Origin of the sequence: Bradyrhizobium sp. 142 (assembly GCF_023074015.1) — a bacterium.
Taxonomy (GTDB): Bacteria; Pseudomonadota; Alphaproteobacteria; order Rhizobiales; family Xanthobacteraceae; genus Bradyrhizobium.
Window position 1 is genome coordinate 1 of the sequence record NZ_JADPKQ010000292.1, and the last position, 21,016, is coordinate 21,016.

Annotated in this window: 19 protein-coding genes and 2 pseudogenes; 4 read left to right on the forward strand and 17 right to left on the reverse strand. The window is 61.6% G+C overall.

The window, feature by feature from the left end:
• Positions 1-635: 635 nt before the first annotated feature.
• The 5 genes and pseudogenes from IVA82_RS25285 to IVA82_RS25305 all read right to left on the reverse strand — a co-directional run.
• Positions 636-1,748, reverse strand: coding sequence for a response regulator (locus IVA82_RS25285; RefSeq protein ID WP_247390449.1), 1,113 nt, complete (start codon positions 1,746-1,748; stop codon positions 636-638).
• Positions 1,749-1,775: 27 nt separating this feature from the next.
• Positions 1,776-2,141 carry a response regulator gene (locus tag IVA82_RS25290; RefSeq protein ID WP_247390452.1) on the reverse strand — a complete coding sequence of 122 codons (366 nt, stop codon included), beginning with the start codon at positions 2,139-2,141 and terminating at the stop codon, positions 1,776-1,778.
• A complete protein-coding gene (locus IVA82_RS25295) occupies positions 2,138-3,649 on the reverse strand; it encodes an ATP-binding protein (protein WP_247390454.1) in 1,512 nt (503 codons plus the stop codon). The genes IVA82_RS25290 and IVA82_RS25295 overlap by 4 nt, the downstream gene beginning before the upstream one ends.
• Positions 3,650-3,719: 70 nt before the next feature.
• Positions 3,720-4,733 (reverse strand): ABC transporter substrate-binding protein, encoded by a 1,014-nt coding sequence (locus IVA82_RS25300; protein ID WP_247390455.1) that lies wholly within the window; start codon positions 4,731-4,733, stop codon positions 3,720-3,722.
• Positions 4,734-5,052: 319 nt separating this feature from the next.
• Positions 5,053-5,215, reverse strand: a pseudogene (locus IVA82_RS25305) (IS110 family transposase); the annotation flags it as partial.
• A 1,143-nt stretch (positions 5,216-6,358) separates the two neighbouring features.
• On the opposite strand from IVA82_RS25305, the gene IVA82_RS25310 reads away from it, so the two are divergent.
• Positions 6,359-7,576, forward strand: a complete 1,218-nt coding sequence (locus tag IVA82_RS25310) for a lipase family protein (protein WP_247390457.1) — start codon at positions 6,359-6,361, stop codon at positions 7,574-7,576.
• A gap of 44 nt (positions 7,577-7,620) precedes the next feature.
• Here IVA82_RS25310 and IVA82_RS25315 read toward each other — a convergent pair whose 3' ends face one another.
• Entirely contained in the window at positions 7,621-7,902 is a 282-nt protein-coding gene (locus tag IVA82_RS25315; RefSeq protein WP_247390459.1) for a helix-turn-helix domain-containing protein, read from the reverse strand.
• Between the two features lie 38 nt (positions 7,903-7,940).
• Between IVA82_RS25315 and IVA82_RS25320 the strand changes: the two genes are divergently transcribed.
• Positions 7,941-9,071: an IS630 family transposase gene (locus tag IVA82_RS25320; RefSeq protein WP_247390461.1), complete on the forward strand. Its 1,131-nt coding sequence runs from the start codon at positions 7,941-7,943 to the stop codon at positions 9,069-9,071.
• Positions 9,072-9,381: 310 nt separating this feature from the next.
• Positions 9,382-9,561, forward strand: coding sequence for a hypothetical protein (locus tag IVA82_RS25325; RefSeq protein WP_247390463.1), 180 nt, complete (start codon positions 9,382-9,384; stop codon positions 9,559-9,561).
• Between the two features lie 131 nt (positions 9,562-9,692).
• Here the strand turns inward: IVA82_RS25325 and IVA82_RS48595 are convergent, their stop codons facing one another.
• Positions 9,693-9,815, reverse strand: coding sequence for a hypothetical protein (locus IVA82_RS48595; protein WP_256469714.1), 123 nt, complete (start codon positions 9,813-9,815; stop codon positions 9,693-9,695).
• Here IVA82_RS48595 and IVA82_RS25330 point away from each other — a divergent pair.
• Positions 9,778-9,936, forward strand: a pseudogene (locus IVA82_RS25330) (sugar isomerase); the annotation flags it as partial. The gene IVA82_RS48595 and the pseudogene IVA82_RS25330 sit on opposite strands and share 38 nt — an antisense overlap.
• Positions 9,937-9,951: 15 nt before the next feature.
• Here IVA82_RS25330 and IVA82_RS25335 read toward each other — a convergent pair.
• The 10 genes from IVA82_RS25335 to IVA82_RS25380 are packed head-to-tail and all read right to left on the reverse strand — an operon-like array spanning position 9,952 to position 21,013.
• The gene (locus IVA82_RS25335) at positions 9,952-10,785 is read right to left on the reverse strand and encodes a TIGR01459 family HAD-type hydrolase (RefSeq protein WP_247390466.1); all 834 of its coding nucleotides are present in this window, start codon (positions 10,783-10,785) and stop codon (positions 9,952-9,954) included.
• A complete protein-coding gene (locus tag IVA82_RS25340; RefSeq protein WP_247390469.1) occupies positions 10,782-12,065 on the reverse strand; it encodes an FGGY-family carbohydrate kinase in 1,284 nt (427 codons plus the stop codon). Before IVA82_RS25340 ends, IVA82_RS25335 begins: the two co-directional genes overlap by 4 nt.
• On the reverse strand, positions 12,062-13,102 hold the full coding sequence (locus tag IVA82_RS25345) for a class II aldolase/adducin family protein (RefSeq protein WP_247390471.1): 1,041 nt from the start codon (positions 13,100-13,102) through the stop codon (positions 12,062-12,064). Before IVA82_RS25345 ends, IVA82_RS25340 begins: the two co-directional genes overlap by 4 nt.
• Positions 13,099-14,604 carry a glycerol-3-phosphate dehydrogenase gene (locus IVA82_RS25350; RefSeq protein WP_247390513.1) on the reverse strand — a complete coding sequence of 502 codons (1,506 nt, stop codon included), beginning with the start codon at positions 14,602-14,604 and terminating at the stop codon, positions 13,099-13,101. The genes IVA82_RS25345 and IVA82_RS25350 overlap by 4 nt, the downstream gene beginning before the upstream one ends.
• Positions 14,604-15,293 (reverse strand): class II aldolase/adducin family protein, encoded by a 690-nt coding sequence (locus IVA82_RS25355; RefSeq protein ID WP_247390473.1) that lies wholly within the window; start codon positions 15,291-15,293, stop codon positions 14,604-14,606. The genes IVA82_RS25350 and IVA82_RS25355 overlap by 1 nt, the downstream gene beginning before the upstream one ends.
• A gap of 17 nt (positions 15,294-15,310) precedes the next feature.
• Complete coding sequence (locus IVA82_RS25360; RefSeq protein WP_247390516.1) at positions 15,311-16,315, reverse strand: 2-hydroxyacid dehydrogenase; 1,005 nt, start codon at positions 16,313-16,315, stop codon at positions 15,311-15,313.
• Positions 16,316-16,347: 32 nt separating this feature from the next.
• The gene (locus IVA82_RS25365) at positions 16,348-17,910 is read right to left on the reverse strand and encodes an FGGY-family carbohydrate kinase (protein WP_247390475.1); all 1,563 of its coding nucleotides are present in this window, start codon (positions 17,908-17,910) and stop codon (positions 16,348-16,350) included.
• Positions 17,907-19,034 carry an ABC transporter ATP-binding protein gene (locus IVA82_RS25370; protein ID WP_247390477.1) on the reverse strand — a complete coding sequence of 376 codons (1,128 nt, stop codon included), beginning with the start codon at positions 19,032-19,034 and terminating at the stop codon, positions 17,907-17,909. Before IVA82_RS25370 ends, IVA82_RS25365 begins: the two co-directional genes overlap by 4 nt.
• The gene (locus IVA82_RS25375) at positions 19,003-20,139 is read right to left on the reverse strand and encodes an ABC transporter ATP-binding protein (protein ID WP_247390479.1); all 1,137 of its coding nucleotides are present in this window, start codon (positions 20,137-20,139) and stop codon (positions 19,003-19,005) included. Before IVA82_RS25375 ends, IVA82_RS25370 begins: the two co-directional genes overlap by 32 nt.
• Before the next feature lie 16 nt (positions 20,140-20,155).
• On the reverse strand, positions 20,156-21,013 hold the full coding sequence (locus tag IVA82_RS25380) for a carbohydrate ABC transporter permease (RefSeq protein WP_247349643.1): 858 nt from the start codon (positions 21,011-21,013) through the stop codon (positions 20,156-20,158).
• Between the last annotated feature and the right edge of the window lie 3 nt (positions 21,014-21,016).

Here is a 21,016-nt window from a genome sequence, read left to right on the forward strand (position 1 = left end):
GCCGGAGCCCGCCGCAAGCCAAGCGCGACGGCCGGCCTTGACCGCCCCTGCGCGCGACGCGATCGACGTTCTGCAGGGCCGGGACGAAGGAACGGCCCTTGCCTCGAACAAAGGAACTGCGCGGTATGAGGAGCAGGCGATGACGTAACCCTATCAACAGTTTCCAGCCGAGGTCTGCGAGAGGATAAGTAGAGATGGAGGATCGGTCTTCCGAGCGCATGCGAACACTGGTGACCCGGATGGCCCGTCGAGGCCTGTCCGTTAATGAGGTCGCACGCGCGCTGATATCCATGATGGTCCGGAGCAAAACAGCTCCAACTAGAGACCGGATACATTGATGCAAGACCGCTTACCACCAGATCGACGAACCTCTTGCAACGCACGGCCGGACCATACATCTGGGGTCAAAATGCGAAAAACTCAACGTGAGCAAGTCTGGTCTGCTGTGCCTCGGCGAGCGGACCTCCCGGAGGCGTCCGGCAGCACAGCGAAATGACGCGATGTGCCCACAAGCAGAGGCATTCGATCTGCATATTTCCCTGTTTGCCGACGTGCGTCGATAAGAATGGGAAAACGCATCGGAGAAAGCAACGGGCCGGTCGAAACGATGCGAACCCTTCGTGATCAATATCTCCTCAAGTTATCTCAAGCACGTTGAAGGCCTCTACTGAACGATGCAAACCCTTGAGCGTCAGTTCACCCACGGGCTCTGCCGTCACCCTTCCGTCGAGGGCCGCGCGCACTTTGCTATCGATCAAAATCTGGCCGTCGCGCGCCTCCGCACAAAGACGGGCCGCGAGATTGACCACGGTCCCGATCGCGCTGTACTCAGATCGGCCCTCGAAACCCATAGCGCCGAGCGTCGCATATCCATATGCGATGCCGACTCCAAAACCGAGCTCGTGCCTTTCGTGCCGCCACTTGCTCGATAATTCCGACAGACGGTCTCGCATCGCGACCGCCATCTGGACAGCTCGCGCGCACGGATCGGGACAGGGAATCGGATCACCGAAAATCACCATGATTCCGTCCCCCAAGAATCTCTCCAACGTGCCTTCAAATTCATGGATAAGGGAGCCTAAGGTTGCATGATACTCTCGCATCACGGCCATCACTTCCTCGGGCTCGGCGATCTCCGCAAAAGCGGTAAATCCCCGCAGATCACCGAAGACTATGGTCACTTGCCTGCGATGGCTCGCCAAGGCCTCATATGTCGAGGAAGAAAGGATCAGTTCCGCTATCTGTGGCGAAAGAAAACGCTTTAAGCGGCTAACCCGTTCAATTTGCACAAGCTGCTCGGCAACGCGTTGCTCAAGCAATCTATTCCACGACGCGAGTTCGAGCGCCTGGGCTTCAACTCGATCATGCAATTCCTTGATTCGGAGCATGGAGCGCACGCGCGCAACGAGTGCTGCATGGTCGATCGGTTTGGTCAGATATTCGTCGGCGCCTGCGTTAAGTCCCGTGACGACATCTTTTGAGTCAGTTCGCGCCGTAACCATAATGATTGGAACAAGTCCAAGCGTGGCGTCGCCCTTCATTCGCCGGCAGACCTCAAAGCCATCGATTTTCGGCATCATGACGTCAAGGAGGACAACGTCCGGCGTAACCTCACGCACGACTGCGAGCGCCCTCTCGCCGTTTTCGGCCTCGGCCGTCTCATAACCCTCGGCGCCGAGGCGCGCGGTAAGAAGGCAGCGATTCGTTTCGTTATCATCTACAATCAAGATTCTGGGTGGGTCATGCATTTCTGCTCCACGTCGACGCGCTGGAACCTATGTCAGATATCGATTGATCGTCTCAAGTAGTTTTCGGGCGCTGTACGGCTTCGCCACGTAGGCGTCGCAGCCTGCCGCGCGCGCCTTTTCTTCATCGCCGCTCAGCGCGTACGAAGTGACGACGATGATTGGAATGCGACGGAGATCTGATTGTGCTTTTATACGCCGTGTCGCCTCGTATCCATCGAGAATAGGCAGTTGGATATCCATCAGAATCAGGTCCGGGCTTTGGGTTCGCGCTGCTATCAGCGCTCCTGCGCCGTCGTGCGCCTCGATCATTTCATAACCTGCGCTTGCGAGCAGATCGCGCAGAATCTGCCGATTATCCTCCTGATCTTCGACCACCAGTACGCGCTTGGTCATGTGTGCATCGCCTGTTGCTCGAGCCGGGCCGGCACCAAAAAAGAAAATGTGGCGCCATGGCCGATGCGGGATTCTATCCAGATTCGTCCACCATGCATCTCCACGATGCGCTTTACGATCGCCAAGCCCAATCCCGCGCCTCCCTTCGTCTTGGTGATCGAATTATCAACCTGCTGGAATTCTTGGAAAATCTTTGCTTGATCGGCTTCGTCGACGCCCGGCCCCGTATCTCGGACGGAAAATATGTACGAATCCCCTTTCGTCGCCACTTCGATCCGGACCTCTCCCGCATCGGTGAATTTGATCGCGTTACCGACAAGATTGAACAGCGCCTGAGCGAGCCTGCGTTCGTCTCCTCGCGCCGGCGGCAGACCAGGTGGAACAGCAATTCTCAAACTCAAGTTCTTTTCGGCGGCGAGGGATTCAATGGAGATATGAACCCCACTAACCAATTCCTCCACTGAATAGTCGGCTAAAGAAAGCCGAAGCTGACCGGCTTCAATCTTGGAAAGATCGAGAACATCGTTAATGAGCCCGAGCAGATGTCTGCCGTTGCGTTGGATACGTTCGACGGCTGATTGCATTTTTTTTGGAAGGTCGCCGTATATGCCGTCTAGCAGGAGCTCTGAAAAGCCGAGTATCGCGTTCAGTGGCGTCCGTAACTCATGACTCATGTTTGCGAGGAACTGTGACTTATGGCGGCTGGCTTCCTCGAGGTTTTGGTAGAGCTGCAGGAGTTCTTCGCAGGTCGAATTGACGTGCGCCGCAAGCGCCCCAAGTTCGTCCCGATTGGGAACGTCAATGCTATGGGTGAAGTCGCCCGCTGCTATTCGATTCAGACCGTCGTGGATAATGCGGACCGGTTCGATCACAGATCGGGAGATCGCATGTCCCAAGACCAGCGTAAGCACGAAACTTGCCAGCGCGACGGCGGCGACAAGCACTTGAGATTTGGCATAGGTTTGCCGGCCCGCATCTATGCCGGCGACCATGTCCGCTTCAGCCCGGTTGACCAATTGATTGGTCAGTCGTTCGAGCTTGTCCGCGAGGGGCCCGAGTTCCGCGAGTTCGCTCTGTTTGGCCTCAGCTACTCGCTCGTGGCGGATGAGATCGACGGCGTGTGAAACTACGGCAATGAAGCGCACATATTCTTCGCGCACCTGGTTGAGCAGCGCAACCTCATCCTTTGCGACGAACGACACGCGATCAAGGTCGTACCCAAACTGGTTGATCTGCCGCAGCGCACCCGCCAATGTCGTTTCGTTCGGAAGGGCGAGCGCTGCGGCTACGCCGTGGAGTTGTCGAAGCGTATCGTGCTGCACCTGCCGGTATGCCTCGATCTTGTGCTGCAGGGCAACTACTTGGTTAGCGTGCTGATCGGCTTCGCGCAGCGAAAGAAGCCCGATTACCCCAACCGAGACTAGGAGCACCTCGATGACGAGGAAGGCCGCCAGCAATTTGGTGCGCAGCGATGGGTGCAATGCGAAGCCGACGAGGCCGTCCTTCACCGACGCGCCGTCTCCACTTGCTCGCGATGTTGCAGCGAGCGGGCGCTGACCAAGAAACGACGTAGTCGGATCAGCCTCCAAATTCACGTCGAACCTCGTTGAGGAACCGCCAGTCGGCTCCATCCGCGATAATTTTCGCAGGGCTTGATTTCAGCATCCCCGCTTCGCGCAGACGAAGCGCGTAAAAACGGATTGTGTCCTCGGGATCGTAGTCGCGCCAACGGTTGTACGGTACGTCCGCAAGCGTCTGAACCGCATCGTCCTGGCGAGGCGTGAAGCCCCCATCTACCATACGCTGCGCAACAAGGGCGGGCTCGCTCACGCACAAATCTGTCGCTCGCAGCATGGCGCGCACCACGCGCTTGGTGGCCATCGGATTTTTGCGGACGAATTCTCGATTCCCCGCCAACATGCAGCAAAAATACTGCGACCATGGGCGATCCTGCGCGCTGTTGGCGATGACATGACCAATGTTCTGCGCACGCAAACGCTGTGGTTCCGGGGGAAATCCGAGGAAGGCGTCGATCTTGCCCTCGGCAAACAACTCAATCGGTTTGACTGATGCGCTCGTCACCCACTCAATATCCCTGGCGGGGTCAAGTCCAACAAGCGTCGCCATCGCGCTGAGGAAAACGTGCGGGCTTGTCTCAAGCCCCTGAATGCCGACCGTTCGACCCTTGAGATCGGCGACGCTGCGTATGCCCTCCTTGGCGAATAGTTCGAAGCAGCCGACATGAATCCCGGCCAGAAGCGTGATGCTCACGCCCCGATCGATCTGAAGAAGAAGTGGACCGGAGAAATGCAGGGTGAAGTCGAGATCGCCCTTCCCGAGTGCTTTGGATTGCGCCACGCCGGCATCAGATTCGACGTAAACGACGTTTGTGAACCCCTCGGCATTCAGCAGGTCGCTTACGACATATTGGGGGGCGATGCAGATGCTCGAGTTCTTCGCGAGGCGGATTGTAGTGGTTTCTGGCGGCGGATTGGGTCCTTCGGCCCTGAGCCGACTGGCAGCGCTCCAAACGAGCGCGGTGGAAGCGGCGCAGCACCCCGCCAATAGCAAGTCGCGACGGTTCGTCTGCATTGGAGCCTCCTCGAAATCACCTTTTCCCCGGGCGCCTGCGAAGGGCGGCGGACATATGCATCGATCCAAGGCGCCATTTGCCTGATGTTCGCCTCGCAAGGTGGAGCGCAACGCTCTCAGTCACCTAAAACAATACCAAGGACGGGCGACGATCGATTCACTCTGCGCTTACGCACAGCGTAATACTAGTTAAATGAGAAAACTGCGGGAGATCAAAAGGGTCACGCGACCTTGCCCATTTCGGGCAGCGGCCTTGCCCGATTCAAGGTCACGGTCCCGTTAATGTTCGTCCGTAGCATCGTTTGTCGACCGTTGACTAGCTCGGCGGCATCACGAGCACGGTGTGACCGAGCTTGGAAACTTCACGTGCCCAATGATGAGCGGTTCCGCAGGCTATCCGTGACAACCTTGCCCGCACTATCCACGCCGTGCACTTGGAACACGTTCTTGGCGAGATCAACGCCGATGGTTCTAACTTGCAAGTGGACGCCCCCTCCGGTGATTCGTTGTTCAACGATCACTCTTTGGCACATTCGATGCCGGGAGCGGGCGTCGTCCACCACATCATTCGCGTCATTTCTGGCTTGGGTCATTCACGTCGGTCAGCCCCTGCCTTCGAGACTTCCGGTCTCCCCCGACCCCCGGACGTCTCGCTGCAATGCGCCAACTGAAGCGATGGACCAGAAGCTGCCTAACGCAGTTGCGGAATGGGCGGCAATCTCTGCTCTGCGATGACGCGTACCGGTGGGAAAGCCACGCAGTCCACGACGTCGAATAGCACTCTGATATTTCGGTCGAAAGACCGCGAACAACCCATAGCTTCATCGCGTTTCGCGTCAGCAATACGAGTGCCGAGGGTGCAATGAGGAGTCCAAGCTCCGGGCCGATAGTGATCTCGGCAGTAAGCGGGTTTGATGGGCTCGCTGATTGACTTGTGCCATCTCGCGAGCACCTGGGTCGTCGAGGGCTCTGCCGACAAGACAAGCGGCGGACCGACGAACCAACGAATACGCTTGAACTCGATGCACAACTGCGTTTCATCGGGTCACCGCAGGCCGCATCGCCTCCCATGCGGCCTGCTCCGTAATCTCGGGCGAATCGTAGCTTGCGAACGTAAAAAGCGGTCGGTAGCCGAGAGCGCGCATCGACGGCTGATCCTCGAATGCCGCGACTTGGTCCCACAGTCGCTCGATCCCGCTCGCAGAGGAATCATCGGCTCGAATGTTAATCGCTATCGCCATTTGCTGAACGAGTTGGAGAATAGGGCGCGCTCATCTTTAGTCGAGCGGTGGACGTCTGCAACGGGTCTTGGCTGTGTAAAAAACGGAGCGCCGCGCAAATTGCAGAGAAAAGCATTCCTTCACAAGCCTGCTCCGGGAGCGGGAGGAGCATATTGAACTGCGGCGCCGCTCCATCTGAGAAGCAGATTCTCCGCGCTTCGCGAGATTTGACGTTCACACAGCCAGGGTCAGAAGCGGATTTACGCGCCTGAGCTTTGCGCGTGATACGCGCTGGTGTGACGCTCCGAAATCTCGATGCAAGATCACATGGTGTCACCCTTATCCATCTCTTGCTCGCTCCCGGCACCACTTCTATGCTCTTACGCCAGTTTCAGGACCTCAGACATGCTGCGAACGCCCCTCTTCTTGCTAACAGCGATGCTGTCCGTTGCCGTCGCTCACGCGGCGCAAGTTCTCGCGCCAGATCCGCTACAAGGCGATGGTCGGGTCTCCAGCTTCTACACATGGGAAGGGCCAATTCCTGGCACGCCCGGCCAGCTCCTGCGTCAGGAGGAATTGGAACCAATTCTAGGGCTCGCGAATGCCGCTGCGCAGTATCGCATTCTCTATAGCTCGACAGATGGTGTCGACGGGAAGTCCCCCACGGTCGTGTCCGGGTTACTGTTTGTCCCCAAGGGCACGCCACCTGCGGGTGGTTGGCCCCTTATGGCCTGGGCGCATGAGACGGCCGGAATGGCCGACATCTGTGCGCCATCCTGGGTCGGCTACTCGACAAGGATTGAGGCGTACCTGAACACTTGGCTGGCGCGCGGTATGGCTGTCGTGGCGACTGATTACCAAGGGCTTGGTACGCCGGGACCACACCCGTATTTGGCTGTCCGACCGGGCGCATATGGTGTGCTCGACAGCATACGCGCGGTGCAGCAATCGTTTCCCAACATCGGAAAGAGAATACTGCTTGCGGGTTACTCTCAGGGGGGCGGGGCAGTGTTCGGAGCAGCGGCTCTTCAACCGTCTTACGCGCCCGATCTCGATATCCGCGGTACGATTGCGACGGGGTTACCTTACATTACACCCGAGACGTCCAAGATCATGCGAGACGACACCCCCGCTCAGGCCAGTTACACACTGATCTACCCGCTATACATCGCGTTGATGGCACAGCAGGCCGATCCGGCTTTGAAAGCCTCTGAAATGTTCAGCGACAAAGCGATGCCGCTTTTCGAGATGACTCGGCGCGCGTGTGTGTGGCAGCTTGTTCTCGAAGTTCTCGTCTCCGGTCTAACTCACGCGGAGAGCTCTAAGCCGGGCTACACGACAGCTCTAGCCGCAAACATGCATCTGCTCGAATATCAGTCGCTGAAATTGCCAAAGCCGCTCTTCGTCGGCATCGGTGAACTGGATTACGACGCGCCTGCGCGTCGTCAGCTTGCACTGGCAAAGAACGCCTGTGTGGCGGGCACCACTGTGGAAGCTCATCTTTATGCCGGTGTGCCACATGACGCAGCGGTGACAATATCGCTTCCCGCCGCCATCCGCTTCGCGGATAAGGTGCTGGCTGGAGAGACGATAGTGCCTGTCTGCACGCCGGAAGCTGAATGATGAACGAATGAACAGTTGCTCTTATTGTTGAAGCTAGCGGTTCATCACAGTAATTTTGACGTTTTGATACCGAGCCATTCGAGGATCGGCAAGCTTTCCGGCGGCACGATGATTTCGATGCTTCTGGGGACGCCAGGTTGACGGCGAATGAAACCGTTTCGTTCGAGGGTGACGATCATCTGGTGGACCGAAGGCGGGCTGACGCGGAAATGGCGCTGCATGTCGGTTTCGGCGGGTGGGCGTCCGAACATGTGCGCGTAGGTGTAGATAAAGGCCAGGTAGTGTCCCTGCTTCTCGGTGAAGTGCGTGCCTGATTTTTGACTCATCGCTGGATTCGTCCCGGCCTCCGACAAGGAGGCGAAGCATGAATGTACGTTATCGGGTCGAATTGAGCCAAATCGAGCGGGACGAACTGATGGCGATGCTGGGCGGCGGGAAGCATGCTGCCCGCAAGCTCAAGCGGGCGCAGATTTTGCTGGCGGCCGATGCCGGCAGTTGCGACGCGGAGATTGCCCGGTCTGTCCGGGTCAGCCTGTCCAGCATCGGCCGGACCAAGCGCCGCTTCGTGGAAGGCAATCTGGAGCGGGCCTTGAGCGAGGAACCGCGTCCGGGCGCAGAGCGCAAATTGACCGGCAAGGAGGAGGCCCTGCTGGTGGCGACGGCATGCGCCAAGCCGCCCACCGGCCGCAAACGTTGGACGCTGACGCTGCTGGCCGACACGATGGTCAAGCTCACCGATCATGACAGCCTGTCGGGCGAGACCGTGCGTCGCCGGCTGGCCGAGAACGACCTCAAGCCATGGCGCAGGGACATGTGGTGCATCCCCTATGTCGACGGCGAATACGTCGCCCGCATGGAGGACGTGCTCGACCTCTACGCCGAGGCGCCGGATCCCGCCCGGCCGCTGGTCTGCTTCGACGAGACCCCCGTCCAGCTCATCGGCGAGGTCCGTCAGCCGATTCCAGCCGAGCCGGGACAGCGCGAGCGCTACGATTACGAGTACCGCCGCAACGGCACCGTCAACCTCTTCGTTACCTTCGACCCGCATCGTGGCTGGCGCAACGTCAAGCTCACCGAGCACCGCGCCGCCGTGGACTACGCCTACTGCATGCGCGAACTCGTCGACGTCCATTATCCCGACGCCGACTGCATCCGCCTCGTGCAGGACAATCTGTCGATCCATACCGCCGGCGCGTTGTATCAAGCATTTGCGCCTGCCGAGGCCCGTCGCATCCTGCGCCGCCTCGAATTCCACTTCACCCCGAAACACGCCAGTTGGCTCAATATGGTCGAGTGCGAGATCAGCGTGCTCCAGCGCCAGTGCCTCGACCGCCGCATCGACGACCCCAAAAGGCTCCGAAACGAAATCGCAGCATGGCAAAAGCGGCGGAATAAAACCCGAGCCCGCATCAAATGGATGTTCACAACCGACAAAGCCCGCGCCAAACTCGGCCGCGCCTATCCAGCCACCGCCAAAGAGTCAAAATCACTGTGATGAACCACTAGACGCCCTGGGAAGATGCTACGGCAGCGGTTTGAGCACATTGTGCCCGAAAACGCTCGGCCTCCACCTCGGCCTTGCGCCACTCAACGCGACGCCGATGCTAATCGCCAACGCCTTGCGCGTCTCGACGTCCTAGATGATCTGGTCGATCTCGGCGGCATCCAGCGTGCGTTCGATCCGCAACACGACGGACAGCATCATCCCGATATCACCGTAAGACATCAACAAATCTCGGGCTGCTCTTGATGAAGCAGTTCGGCGTGCTACTACGCACCCCCATTAATCGGCTCGGAGAGCATCAGTGGCTAAGACGACTAAAACCAAACGCAAAGAATACACGAATGAAGACGTTAAACTGATCAAAGCGCATTCCAAGGCTCGCACCCCTGTCGCCACACTTTCGAAACTGATGAAGCGGTCGGAGGGTTCGCTGAGACAGAAGGCGCTCGCGCTCGGTATCGGTCTGGGTCATCAGCGGTAGCCACACGCTATACGCAACGGAAAACGGCCCCGGCGCGTGAAGCACTCCGGGGCCGTTCAAGATCATAAGGCTCCGGTACATCCGCCGCGCCGTCGCGAGCTTACCCTCGTGATAGGCGCGCAAGTGCCGGCTCAACGGCTCAGCCGCTGTAGCAACACGCGATGCGCCGCCGCGTCGCCGTCCTGGCTGGCAAGCATCAACGTCTTGAGCTCGGTTTCCGCCTTCACCACCGATGTGTCGCCAATCCTGGCCATGGCAAGGCTGCGGACCGGCGGCGCCATCGCACCGATCGAGATCTATCGCGCCTTGTTCTATCGCAAGCACAAGACGCAAGAGCGGCCGCCGGTGGCTGGGACCTCGGCCGGGACCGTTTGAGATTCTAGAGATCAATTACCAGGTGAAGGCCGACGCCAGGAAGTCCGGTATGCCGCCGCATGCCGCGCACAGATGGAGAAGCTCCGGCTCTCCCAGAGACCGATGAATGCCCGTGCGCACCAGCAGCGTCGACAATCCCATAGCCTTGCCGCCGCAGACATCGTGCTCCGGACTGTCACCTATCACGACGGCGCGCCCTACCCCGGTCGCCACACCGTCCAACGCATGGCGGAAAATCGCACCATGCGGTTTGCCGACATACTCGACCTTGCCGCCCATATTTTCATAGATCCGCGCGATCGCGCCCGGCGCAGCCACGAGCTCACCATCCCTGATCATCGTGATGTCGGGATTGACGCAGATCGCCGGCACGCCGGCTTGTGCCGCCGTCTGCAACTGTGCGCGATAGGATTCCAGCGAGGTCCTCGGCGCGTCGGAGCCGGCAAAGACCAGGAACGCGGCGTCATCCGGTCGGGACACCAGATCGAACTCGCCTGACGAAAACGCATATCGATCGCCGCTGCGCCCAATCACGCAGGCCGCCGCTCCGATCGTAAACCGCGGGCCGAGGCCACCGCGGCGTACGAGCTGCAACCCGACCTCTCCCGAGCTCAAGACGCGGAAATGGGGTTCGGAAAACCCCAGCTTCACCAGCCGGGCCAGGTTGTCGGAGGCGTCCTTGCCCGAGTTCGTCAACACGATGACGTCACGCCCGCCGGAGGCGATTCGGGCCAGCCCCTCGACGGCGCCGGGATATGCCGCGAGGCCGTCATGCAGTACCCCGTACTGATCGACGAGGTACAGATCGAATTGATCGGCGATGTCGCGCAGGCCGTCGATGCGCTTCATGTTGACGATCCTGCTCCAACCCCGCTGAGTGCGAGCCGGGCGACGCCGACGGCGGCTTCGTCGTTCTCGGAAACCACCACGGGAACGCCAAGGGTCGCTGCGCGGATGCGGCGCCAGGTCTCATTCGCTGCCCCGCCGCCGACGGTGGTCACTTTTGTCAGGCCGGAGCCGCCGAGCTCGGACAGGCGCCGATAACCCAGCGCTTCGACGCGCGCAATGCCTTCGAACAGTCCTTGCAGAAACACCGCATCGTCGTCCGGACGCGGGGTCAGCCGCGGCGCGAGCGCCGGGTCATTGAGGGGAAAGCGCTCGCCGGGCGCGGGCAGCGGATAATAATCGAGGCCAGTGCTAAGGTCTGGATCGATCCGCGAACTGAGCTCGCGCAGCCGCTCCACTGAAAAGAACTGTGCAAGAGCCGCGCCTCCCGCATTGGAAGCACCACCCGCCAGCCAGAGATCGCCAATACGATGGCTGTAGATGCCATATTCCGGCGCGAATAACGGCACTTCACTCGCAAGCTTCAAGACCAGCGTCGAGCCGAGCGACGTGACAGCGTCTCCCGGTCGCGCTGCGCCCGTTGCCATGAAGGCCGCGCATCCGTCGGTCATCCCGGCGACAATGACGGTCTGCGTCGATAGCCCGAATCGCCGCGAGGCCTCCGCTGACACATGGCCAATGATGCTGCCGGCCGCGATGACTGCGGGAAGCTGAGACGACGTGACACCGGTGGCTGCGATCCAACCCGGCCATCTCCTGCCAACCGGATCATAACCTGTCTTAAGCGCGTTGCTTTCGTCACTGACATTAAAGCGTCCGGTGAACTGCGCCGCGATCCAATCGGCCTGGTGCAGAACTCTCTTGGCACCGGGCGTCCGCAGCAAACGCATCGCGCGCGCCAGCGGCGACGTCGCGCCATGGACAGCGGCCTGCGCCGGTGCGATCCGTTCGACAGCACTGATGTCGGCATCCTCAGCGCGATCGTTGTAAAGGCTACCCGGCGCGACCGAGACGCCACGATCATCGATCGCAACCAGCGTCCCCGAGGTGCCGTCGACGGCCAGCGCACTCACTCGCGAAAGTTCAACCATCGATGCGAGGCGAGCCATCGCCTCGTCCAGCCCGCGTGCCCAGACTGCCGCGTCCTGTGTGATCCGCTGCCCACTGCGATGCGCAGCCGGCATCGCTGCAGTCGCAAGGGCCACAACGTTCGCGGCCTGGTCGATCGCAGCGATCCGTACACCCGAGGTGCCGACATCGATACCGAGAACAAGATCGCTCATGGTATCCTCGCATCGAGCGACTGCCGATATTTCTCCGCGTCCCAATTCAGCAGCTGCGCTTCGTCGTCCGCGCTCAGGGGCGCGATCGGATCGCCGGTTTCCAGCCGGCTTGTGACGTCGGCGAGACAGCGTATCAGCGCGCGAGCGGCTGACGTTGCCGCCTCATGTACAAGGACGCCGGCGCCGGGCACCACGACCAACGGAACACCAATACGGCCGCATCGCCGCGCCGCGTCAACTGCACGCTCCCGTGCTTCCGTCGTCACGATGCCGGGACCGAGAAAGACGACGTGGTCCGGATAGAGCGATCCGCTTCGGGAAGCGGAGAGATTCACCCGGTCGGTCGCAATCGCATGCCAGCTATCATCGTCCGGAATCGAATAGCCATCGCCTGCGGCAGCTTCCAGCCTCTCACGATCCGGCGCCGGCGCTGTTCGCGCGGTGCGGGCGAGCCGCTGCGACACATCGGCGCGCAGTCGTTCCGCCTCGGCGACGCTGTCGGCGGCCACCACCAATCCGTGCTTACCGAGCACCACAACGTTGGTCCGGGCCGCAAGATGCTCGGCCATGGCGCGACCAAGCGACGCGCCGGGGCGAATGTAGGGCACGAAGCTCCAGTTCAGACCCGATAGCGGCGCAGCAAGGCGCTCAGCCGCGTCGGACAGGCACGCGCTGGCAATCGTCTCGACGCAATGCACATGCACCACGACCCGCTGCGGCATCACCGCATGCAGGGTGGTTTCGATCGAGGGGCGCAGCGTCATGTCCGAGAGATCGCGGCGCACAAATGCTTCGCAGGTCTCGCAGACGGGGTCGCCCGCCGCCAATCCGTCAAGCACCGCGGCGACGTCGATCGGAATCAGGATCGGACGCTCCATCGCCTCGGCCATCCAGGTGCCGCTCGCCTTGACCCACATCACGCCATCGCCCTTAAGCGAGATGTTGCCGCCGGGCCCCTGAATGACGAGCGGATCTCGCCCGAGCCGCGCAGCAAGCGCGAGCAGGTCACCCATGCTGGAATCGGCTGTATCCGTCATGCTGATTTCACCCTCGCGAACATCCAGCCGGAAAACGCCTGCTTTTGACCAATTGTTAGATGGAGTCCGTGCTTGGTCCGCCGCTCCAAAATATCCTCAGGCGTCAAGGCCCATTCCTCAATTTGCAGGAATTCGGCCTCGCGTTGATAGAACGCGCCACCGAAATGACGCCCGAGGTCACTGCGCGTCCGCACGCCATCGAGCAGCCGATGAACGCGGGTTCCGTAGAGCCGCGCATAATGATTCAGCACATCGCGCGGCAGGTCCGGATAGTCGCGGCCCAGTCCTGCGGCGAACGCGTCGAATTCGGCCGACACGATATCACCGCCGGGCAATGCGGAGCCAGCCGTCCAGGGGCCGGCCATGCTGGGGAAGTAGGGCTTCAGTCTCTCGAGCGCATGCTCCGACAATTTGCGGAAGGTCGTGATCTTGCCGCCGAACACGGACAGGATCGGCGCGGCCCCATCGGCGCCGTTGAGCTCGAAGACATAATCGCGCGTGACCGCCGACGGATTCTCGGCATTGTCGTCGAACAACGGTCTGACGCCGGAAAACGAATGCACGACGTCGGCACGCGTGAGCTGCCGCACGCAATAGCGATTGACGGCGCGAAGCAGGTAGGAAATCTCGTCCTCACCGGCCCCGACACGATCGGCCTCGCCGCAATAGGGAATATCCGTGGTGCCGATCAGGCAGAGATCGTCCTGATAGGGATTGACGAAGATCACCCGGCGATCGTCATTCTGGAACAGGTAGGCGTGCGGGCCGTCCCAGAACTTGGGCACCACGATATGACTGCCCTTGACCAGGCGAACGCGGTGGCCCGCATTCAGCCCCGCATTGCGCCGGAGCACATCCTCGACCCAGGGACCCGCTGCATTGACGATGGCGCGGGCCGAAACGCTCGTGACGACACCCGCTTGGTCCCGCAGCTCGGCCCGCCAGATTCCGCCTTCGCGGCGCGCTGAAACCAGCGCTGTCCGCGTCAGGATCTGCGCGCGACGGGCCGCCGCGTCGAGCGCGTTGAGCACGACGAGCCGGGCATCATCGACCCAGCAATCCGAATATTCGAAGCCGGTCCTGAATTCCGCCTTGAGCGCCCTGCCCGCGAGCTCGCTGGACAGATCGAGGCGGCGTGACTTCGGCAGCAGCTTTCGGCCACCGAGATGATCGTACAACATGAGCCCGAGCCGGATCATCCACGCCGGGCGCTGTTCGCGCGAATGCGGCAACACAAAACGCAGCGGCCAGATGATGTGCGGTGCTGCGCGCAATAGGACTTCGCGCTCGATCAGCGCTTCGCGAACCAGGCGGAATTCGTAATATTCCAGATAGCGCAGGCCGCCATGGACGAGCTTGCCAGACCTCGAGCTCGTTCCCTGCGCCAGGTCGTCCTTCTCGCATAACAGCACACTGAGGCCGCGGCCGGCCGCATCGCGGGCGATCCCGACGCCGTTGATACCGCCGCCGACGACGAGAAGATCGACCTGGTGGGTTGACATCACGCTGACGCGATCTTCTTCCCCGACCTCGACGGCGGATCCTGCACACCATAGCTGCCAAATGCGGCCGCCGTCTCCTTGATCTCGGCCTCGCCAAGCAGCACAGGTCCGCCGATAGCCAAAGTGAGATAGTATTGCCGGGCGATGGTCTCGAGTTCGACCGCGAGCCACATCGCCTTGTCGAGCGAGGTCCCGACCGCGATCATCCCGTGGTTCGCCAGCAGGCAAGCGGTCCGGTCCTCCAAGGCCTTCAGCGCATAGTCCGACAATTCCTTGGTGCCGAAGCGTGCATAGTCGGCGACGCGCACGTTCATGCCGCCGAACGCCGCCATCATGTAGTGGCAGGCCGGGATTTCCTTGTGCGCGATCGCCAGCACCGTGGAATAGGTCGCGTGGGTGTGCACGATACCGCCGATCTCGGGCCGCGCTTTCATGATGTCGAGGTGAAACCGCCATTCGGTCGACGGCTTCAATGGTCCCTCCCACGATCCATACTCGCCGTTGATCGGCATCGCGGCGACCATCTCCGGCGTCATGATGTCATACGGCGTCGCCGATGGTGAGATCAGCATGGTGTCGCCGTGCCGGGCCGAAATGTTGCCCGACGTGCCCTGATTCAGGCCCGTGGCATTCATCCAGCGACATTGATCGACGATCGCTTTCCGCAACTGCAGTTCGGTGTCATCCATGGTCAGCTCCTGATAGCTTAGCAGAGGTGGTGGAGAGATTCTCCGTTCAGAAATCGCTGCACCTCCAAGGCGGCCGCCCGTGCCGCAATCCTGACCGTCTTGACGGAAGCGCCCGCGATATGCGGGGTCAGCGTGACGTTTGGCAGCTGCAGCAGCGGCCAATCCGGCGGAACGGGCTCAACCGCGAAGGTTTCGATCGCCGCCCCCCGCAAATGATTGGAGACGAGCGCGTCGTACAAGGCTTGATAGTCCACCAGAGGACCGCGCGCGGTGTTGATAAAGAAACCACCCGGCCTCATCGCGGCGAACTGCGCCGCGCCGATCATTCCCCGCGTTTCATCGGTTACCCGCGGATGCAGGCTGACCACGTCGGATTGCGCCAGCAGGCGGTCGAGCCCGACCTGCTCGACAGCATCGTTCAGATCCTCGACCGCAAGCTGAACATAGGGATCGCAAACCAGAATCCGGCAACCGAATGCCTTGAGCAGCCGCACCACGCGCGTGCCGACATGGCCATAGCCGATGATGCCCACCGTCATCTCCGACAACTCGTCTCCGGTCAAATCGGCGCGGTACAGATCGCCGCGCCATTCGCCCCGCCGCAGAGCATCGTGACCGCGTGTGATCAAGCGGGTTTGCGAGAGGATAGCGCCTATAGTGAATTCCGCGACCGCGCTGGCATTGCGTCCGGGCGTGTTGACGACCTGGATGCCACGCGTACGGGCCGCTGCGAGGTCGATGTTGACGGGTCCACCGCGCGACACCGCGACGAGCTTGAGACCTGGCAGGCGATCCATCATCGCGGCCGATAACGGCGCGAGATGAGTTACCAAAATCGGCGAATCGCCGATGAATGCGACGATATCGTCAGGCTGCCCCATATACTCCTTCAGCCCATCCATGCCCGCTTTGGCATAACCGTGCTCCATCGGCTCATCGGGCCATGGCTGCTCGAGCGAGCGGATGGCGAGTGCATCACCGCAGACATCCCGTAGCGCCTCCTCGAACAGGCGCGGCAGCATGAAGCGATCTCCGATGATGGCCACTGACTGCGTCACGGGTTTGCCTCCCTTGCGTCAGCCAGGGCGGCCCAGACCGGGGGCATGGCTTCACGAACAGAACGATAGATCGGGAACAGCTTGTCGTAGAGCACGCGGCGTCCGGGATCCGGGTTGATCGAAGGCCCGAGCGTCGGTGTGACCCACTGTTCGGCGCAAGCCGCGAGGCTCGCGTAATGGCCGAGACTGATCGCTCCAATCATGGCTGCGCCCGCAGCTCCTGTTTCCTCGCGCCTTACGCGCCGCACTGACGCACCGAGAATATCGGCGAAAATCTGCAATAGGCTCGATGATCGCGCTGCGCCGCCGGTGACGCGAATCTCGCCAGGAATTTGTCCCATCACGCTGTAGCAATCGCGAGCGGCAAGGCCCAGCCCTTCATAGATCGCGCGGACCAGACCGGCGAAAGTGGTATTGGTCGACAGCCCGACGAACTGCGCGCGCGCATCGGCATTCATGAAGGGACCGCGTTCACCGGCCTGCAGGATATAGGGATGATACAGCGCGCTCCCTGGCGTCGCGTCGGCGATATGCGCGTCGACGCCGGCCAGCAGCGCCTGACGGCTTGTATCGATTCCGGCCATGGCGCAGGCCTGCCGGGCCATCTCGATCGCCCAGTCGATATTGACAGTCCCAGCCATGTTGGACTGGATCTGCGCGTACAGATCGGGTCCGGGCAACGCCATGGTGTAGCCCGAACAGGCCGGGTTAAGCGCCACCGCGTCGGCCCCGACGCTCATCCGCATATGCATTCCGGTCGAGCCGAGAATGGAGCAGCCGACCTTGCCGCCGACATCGCAGAGCCCTCCTCCGATCGCCGAACAGACGACGTCGACGTAGCCGAGCACCACGGGCAAGCCGCTCGGCAGACCGGTCGCGGCCGCCGCAGCGTTTGCGAGTCGGTGACGCGTCAGCGCGCCGTCCACGATCTCGGGCATTAGGCCGGCAAGTCGTGCAATACCAAGTCGCTCGCTGACATCAGGTGCATAGCTTCGGCTGCGGAAGTCGCCATAGGTGAAGATACCTTCCGCAGGATCGACGGCGCGAACGCCGGTCAGCTTGAAATAGAGCCAGTCCTTGCAATGCAGGGCGGTCGTGGCCCGCTCCAGTCGCTCCGGCTGATGCTGCTGTAGCCAGGCCAACTGGATCGATTGCTGGCAGGCGTTCAGGCCGGTGCCGGTTGTTGCGTAGTGGGCGGCGTGGTCCGGTCCTGCGACGAAGATGGCCGCCATCTCGGCCGCCCGCGAATCCAGCCAGATCAGCCCATCGCCGATCGGCTCGCCGGCGGCATCGATCAACCAGCAACCATCACCCTGACCGGTGACAGCCAGAGCCGCGACGCGCTCCGCTAGACCGGGGACGACGGCGGCGAGATCGCAAAGCGTCTGCCTGGCGTCTTCCCAGGTCCGCGGCATGTCCTGTTCGACGCATCCCCGCCCGAAGCGGGTGTAGGAATTCGGGCGCGACGCCATTCCGACCTGCGTTCCGTCAAGCCTGAACGCCACCGATTTGATAACCGAGGTGCCGGCATCGAGACCGATGATGAGGTCGCGTGTCATGCGGCTCGCGCTCCGTGCGCCAGCGCGACGGTGGTGTCGGCATCAAAGATATGAAGATCCTGCGCCCGCACGCCATAAGGTACGCTGTCTCCGATCGCCGCCCGCACTCGTGCATGCGAGACCGCGACCAGCAGCTTGCCCGCGACCGCCATTGCAACGTGACTCTGGTCGCCGAGCCACTGGTTGGAAACCACGCGTGCCGTCTCGGCGCTACCGTTGCCCAGCACAACGCGGTGTGGACGAACGCCGATCACCACTTTGCGCCGATTGCCGATCGCCTGCCGCACCTCCGGCCCCAGCTCATTGTCGCCGAAGCCGAAGCTCGGCCCGTTGTGGAGCTCGAACGTGGTACGGCCTTCACTGCGAATCACAGATGCATCGAACACGTTCATCGGCGGCTCGCCGATGAAGGTGGCGACGTAGAGATTGGCGGGCTTTTCCTTCAGAACATGCTGGGGCGCGAACTGCTGCAGCACGCCGCCTTCCATGACGGCGATGCGGTCAGCCAGCGCATTGGCTTCGGTCTGGTCGTGGGTGACGAAGATCGAGGTCATCGCCCGATCCTTGAGCAGGCGCTTGAGCCGGCCACGCAGCAAGGCGCGCAACTGCGGCTCGAGCTGTCCCATCGGTTCGTCGAGCACATAGAGCGCGGCATCGCGCACCAATGCTCGCGCCAGCGACGCACGTTGCTGCTGGCCGCCGGAGATCGCATTGGGATAGCGGTCGAGGATCGGCTCGATTTCCACCAACGCGGCCACCTCCTGCACGCGCCGCGAAACCTCGCTCGCGGACAGCCGGCCACGCTTCAGCGCGAACGCGATGTTCTCCCGCACCGTCAGCGGCGGATAGAGCGAATAACCTTCGAACGCCATGGCGACGTTACGCGCGGCCGGCGCCAGACGCTCGATCCGCCGGTTCGCCAGCGAGATCTCGCCAGCGCTGACGGCTTCGAACCCCGCGACCATGCGCAGGGTCGAGGTCTTGCCGCACCCGGACGAGCCGAGCAAGGCGACGATCTCACCGCGCTCGACATCCATGCTGAGCGCCTTGACCGCATGGACAGCTGACCGGCCGCGCGGATGATAGACTTTGTCAACGGTACGAAGTGATAGCGATGCGCTCATGAGCCACCTCCCCGTTCTCGGCCGGAATGAAGCGCCGTCCGCTTTCGCGCTCAAACAACAGCAACGCGTCAGGATCGAACGCGACGTGCGCGGGCCCGGTCCGCCGCGGCTCGTCACGATCTCCGGCCTCCGACGCCAGGAGCTCCTCGCCGCCCTGCATCGTGAGCAGCAGCACCGATTTCTCGTTCAACGGCGTCACCGCTACCAGCTCTACCGCGACCGTGCCGGGCCCCGGCGCCTCGGCGAGGCGCAGTGCTTCCGGCCGTAGTCCGAGCAGACAACGGCCGCCGGCCGCAGCCGCATAGCTTGCGGGCAACCTGATCCTCGCACCGCCGAGCCGGATTTCGGGCGCACCGTCCACGAGCTGAGGCACGACTTCGATCAGGTTGAGTGTCGGATCGCCGAACAGCCGAGCCACCCCGACATTGACCGGCTCGGCATAGATCCGCGCCGGCGTATCGCATTGTGCGATCTGACCATCCAGCAGCACGGCCACACGGTCCCCCAGCGCCATCGCCTCCTTGAAGTCCTGCGTTACATAGAGCACGGTCGAGCCGACGCGCTTCAGCAGCGCCGGAAGCTCCAGCCGCATCTCGTATCGCAGCTTGGCATCGACATTGCGTAAGGGATCGTCGAGCAGCAGAATATCGGGATCTGCAACCAGCGCCCGCGCCAGTGCGGTGCGCTGCTTCTGGCCATTGGACAACTCGCGCGGCGAATGGCCAAGCACGTGGCCGATCTTGAGAAGTTGCGCGACCGCCTCGACCTTGCGCGCGATCTCACCTGCGTTCGTCTTCCGCGCTGTCAACGCGCTTGCAATATTGTCGCGCGCCGTCATGTGCGGAAACAGCGCAAAATTCTGGAAGGCCATCCCGATGCCGCGCTTATCCGGCGGGCTGCCCGACGCGTCACGGCCGCGCAGGAGAATCGTTCCGGCGTCCGGTGGATAGATGCCCGCAAGCAGACGCAACAGCACGGTCTTCCCGGTCCCTGAGGGCCCGAACAGGGTGACAATCTCACCCTTGTCGACGCTCAAGGACAGCCCTTTCAGGACCGTGTCGGCCCTGAAGGTCTTGTGCAGGTTTCTGATCTCGATCTGCGTCATATCATTCTACGCCATGTCAGCCCTTGACGGCCCCGAGCGACAGGCCCTCGACCAGCCAGCGCTGCGCATAGAGCGCGAGCAGCAATGTCGGGGTGACCGAGAGCACGATGGCCGCCGCCACCTGGCCGTACTGGATACCGGAGGCGGTCACGAATGCCAGCGCCCCGACCGTCACCGGCTGCTTGTCGGCGGAGGCCAGCACCAGCGCGAAAACGAAGTTGTTCCAGCAGAAGATGAAGGATAGCAGCCCCGCCGCCGCAATGCCCGGCCCAGCCAGCGGCACGGCAATCTTGAAGAAGGTCCGCAGCCAGGAGTGGCCGGCGATGCGGTAGGCATTCTCGATGTCGGGCGAGATATCCTCGAAATAGCCGCGCACGATCCAGAGGATCAGCGGCAGTGCAATCAGCTGATAGACCCAGATCAGCCCGACATAGGTATCGACCAATCCGAGGTCCTGAAAGTAAAGCGACAGCGGCAGCAGCACCAATAGCGGCGGCGCGAAGCGAAACGACAGCAGCGTGAATGCGATGTCCTCGCTGAGCCAAAACTTGAAGCGGGCGAAGGCATAGGCGGCCGGCACGCCGAGGATCAGCGCCAGCACCACGGCACAGGTCGACAGCAGCACGCTGTTGCCGAGATTGCGCATGAAGGCGATATCGAGCGAGCCGGCGCTGGTCAGCAGATGGCCGCTGATCAGAGCCTTGTAATTTTCCAAGGTCGGGACGAAGGAGAGACTGGGCGGAATGCGCAGGATCTGCTCATTGGTCTGGAACGACATCAATAGAATCCAGACGATCGGAAACAGGAAGAAGATCACGATCAACGTGAGCAGCACGGCGCGGAGGACGCGTTCGATGATCGAGCTACGCTCCATTTG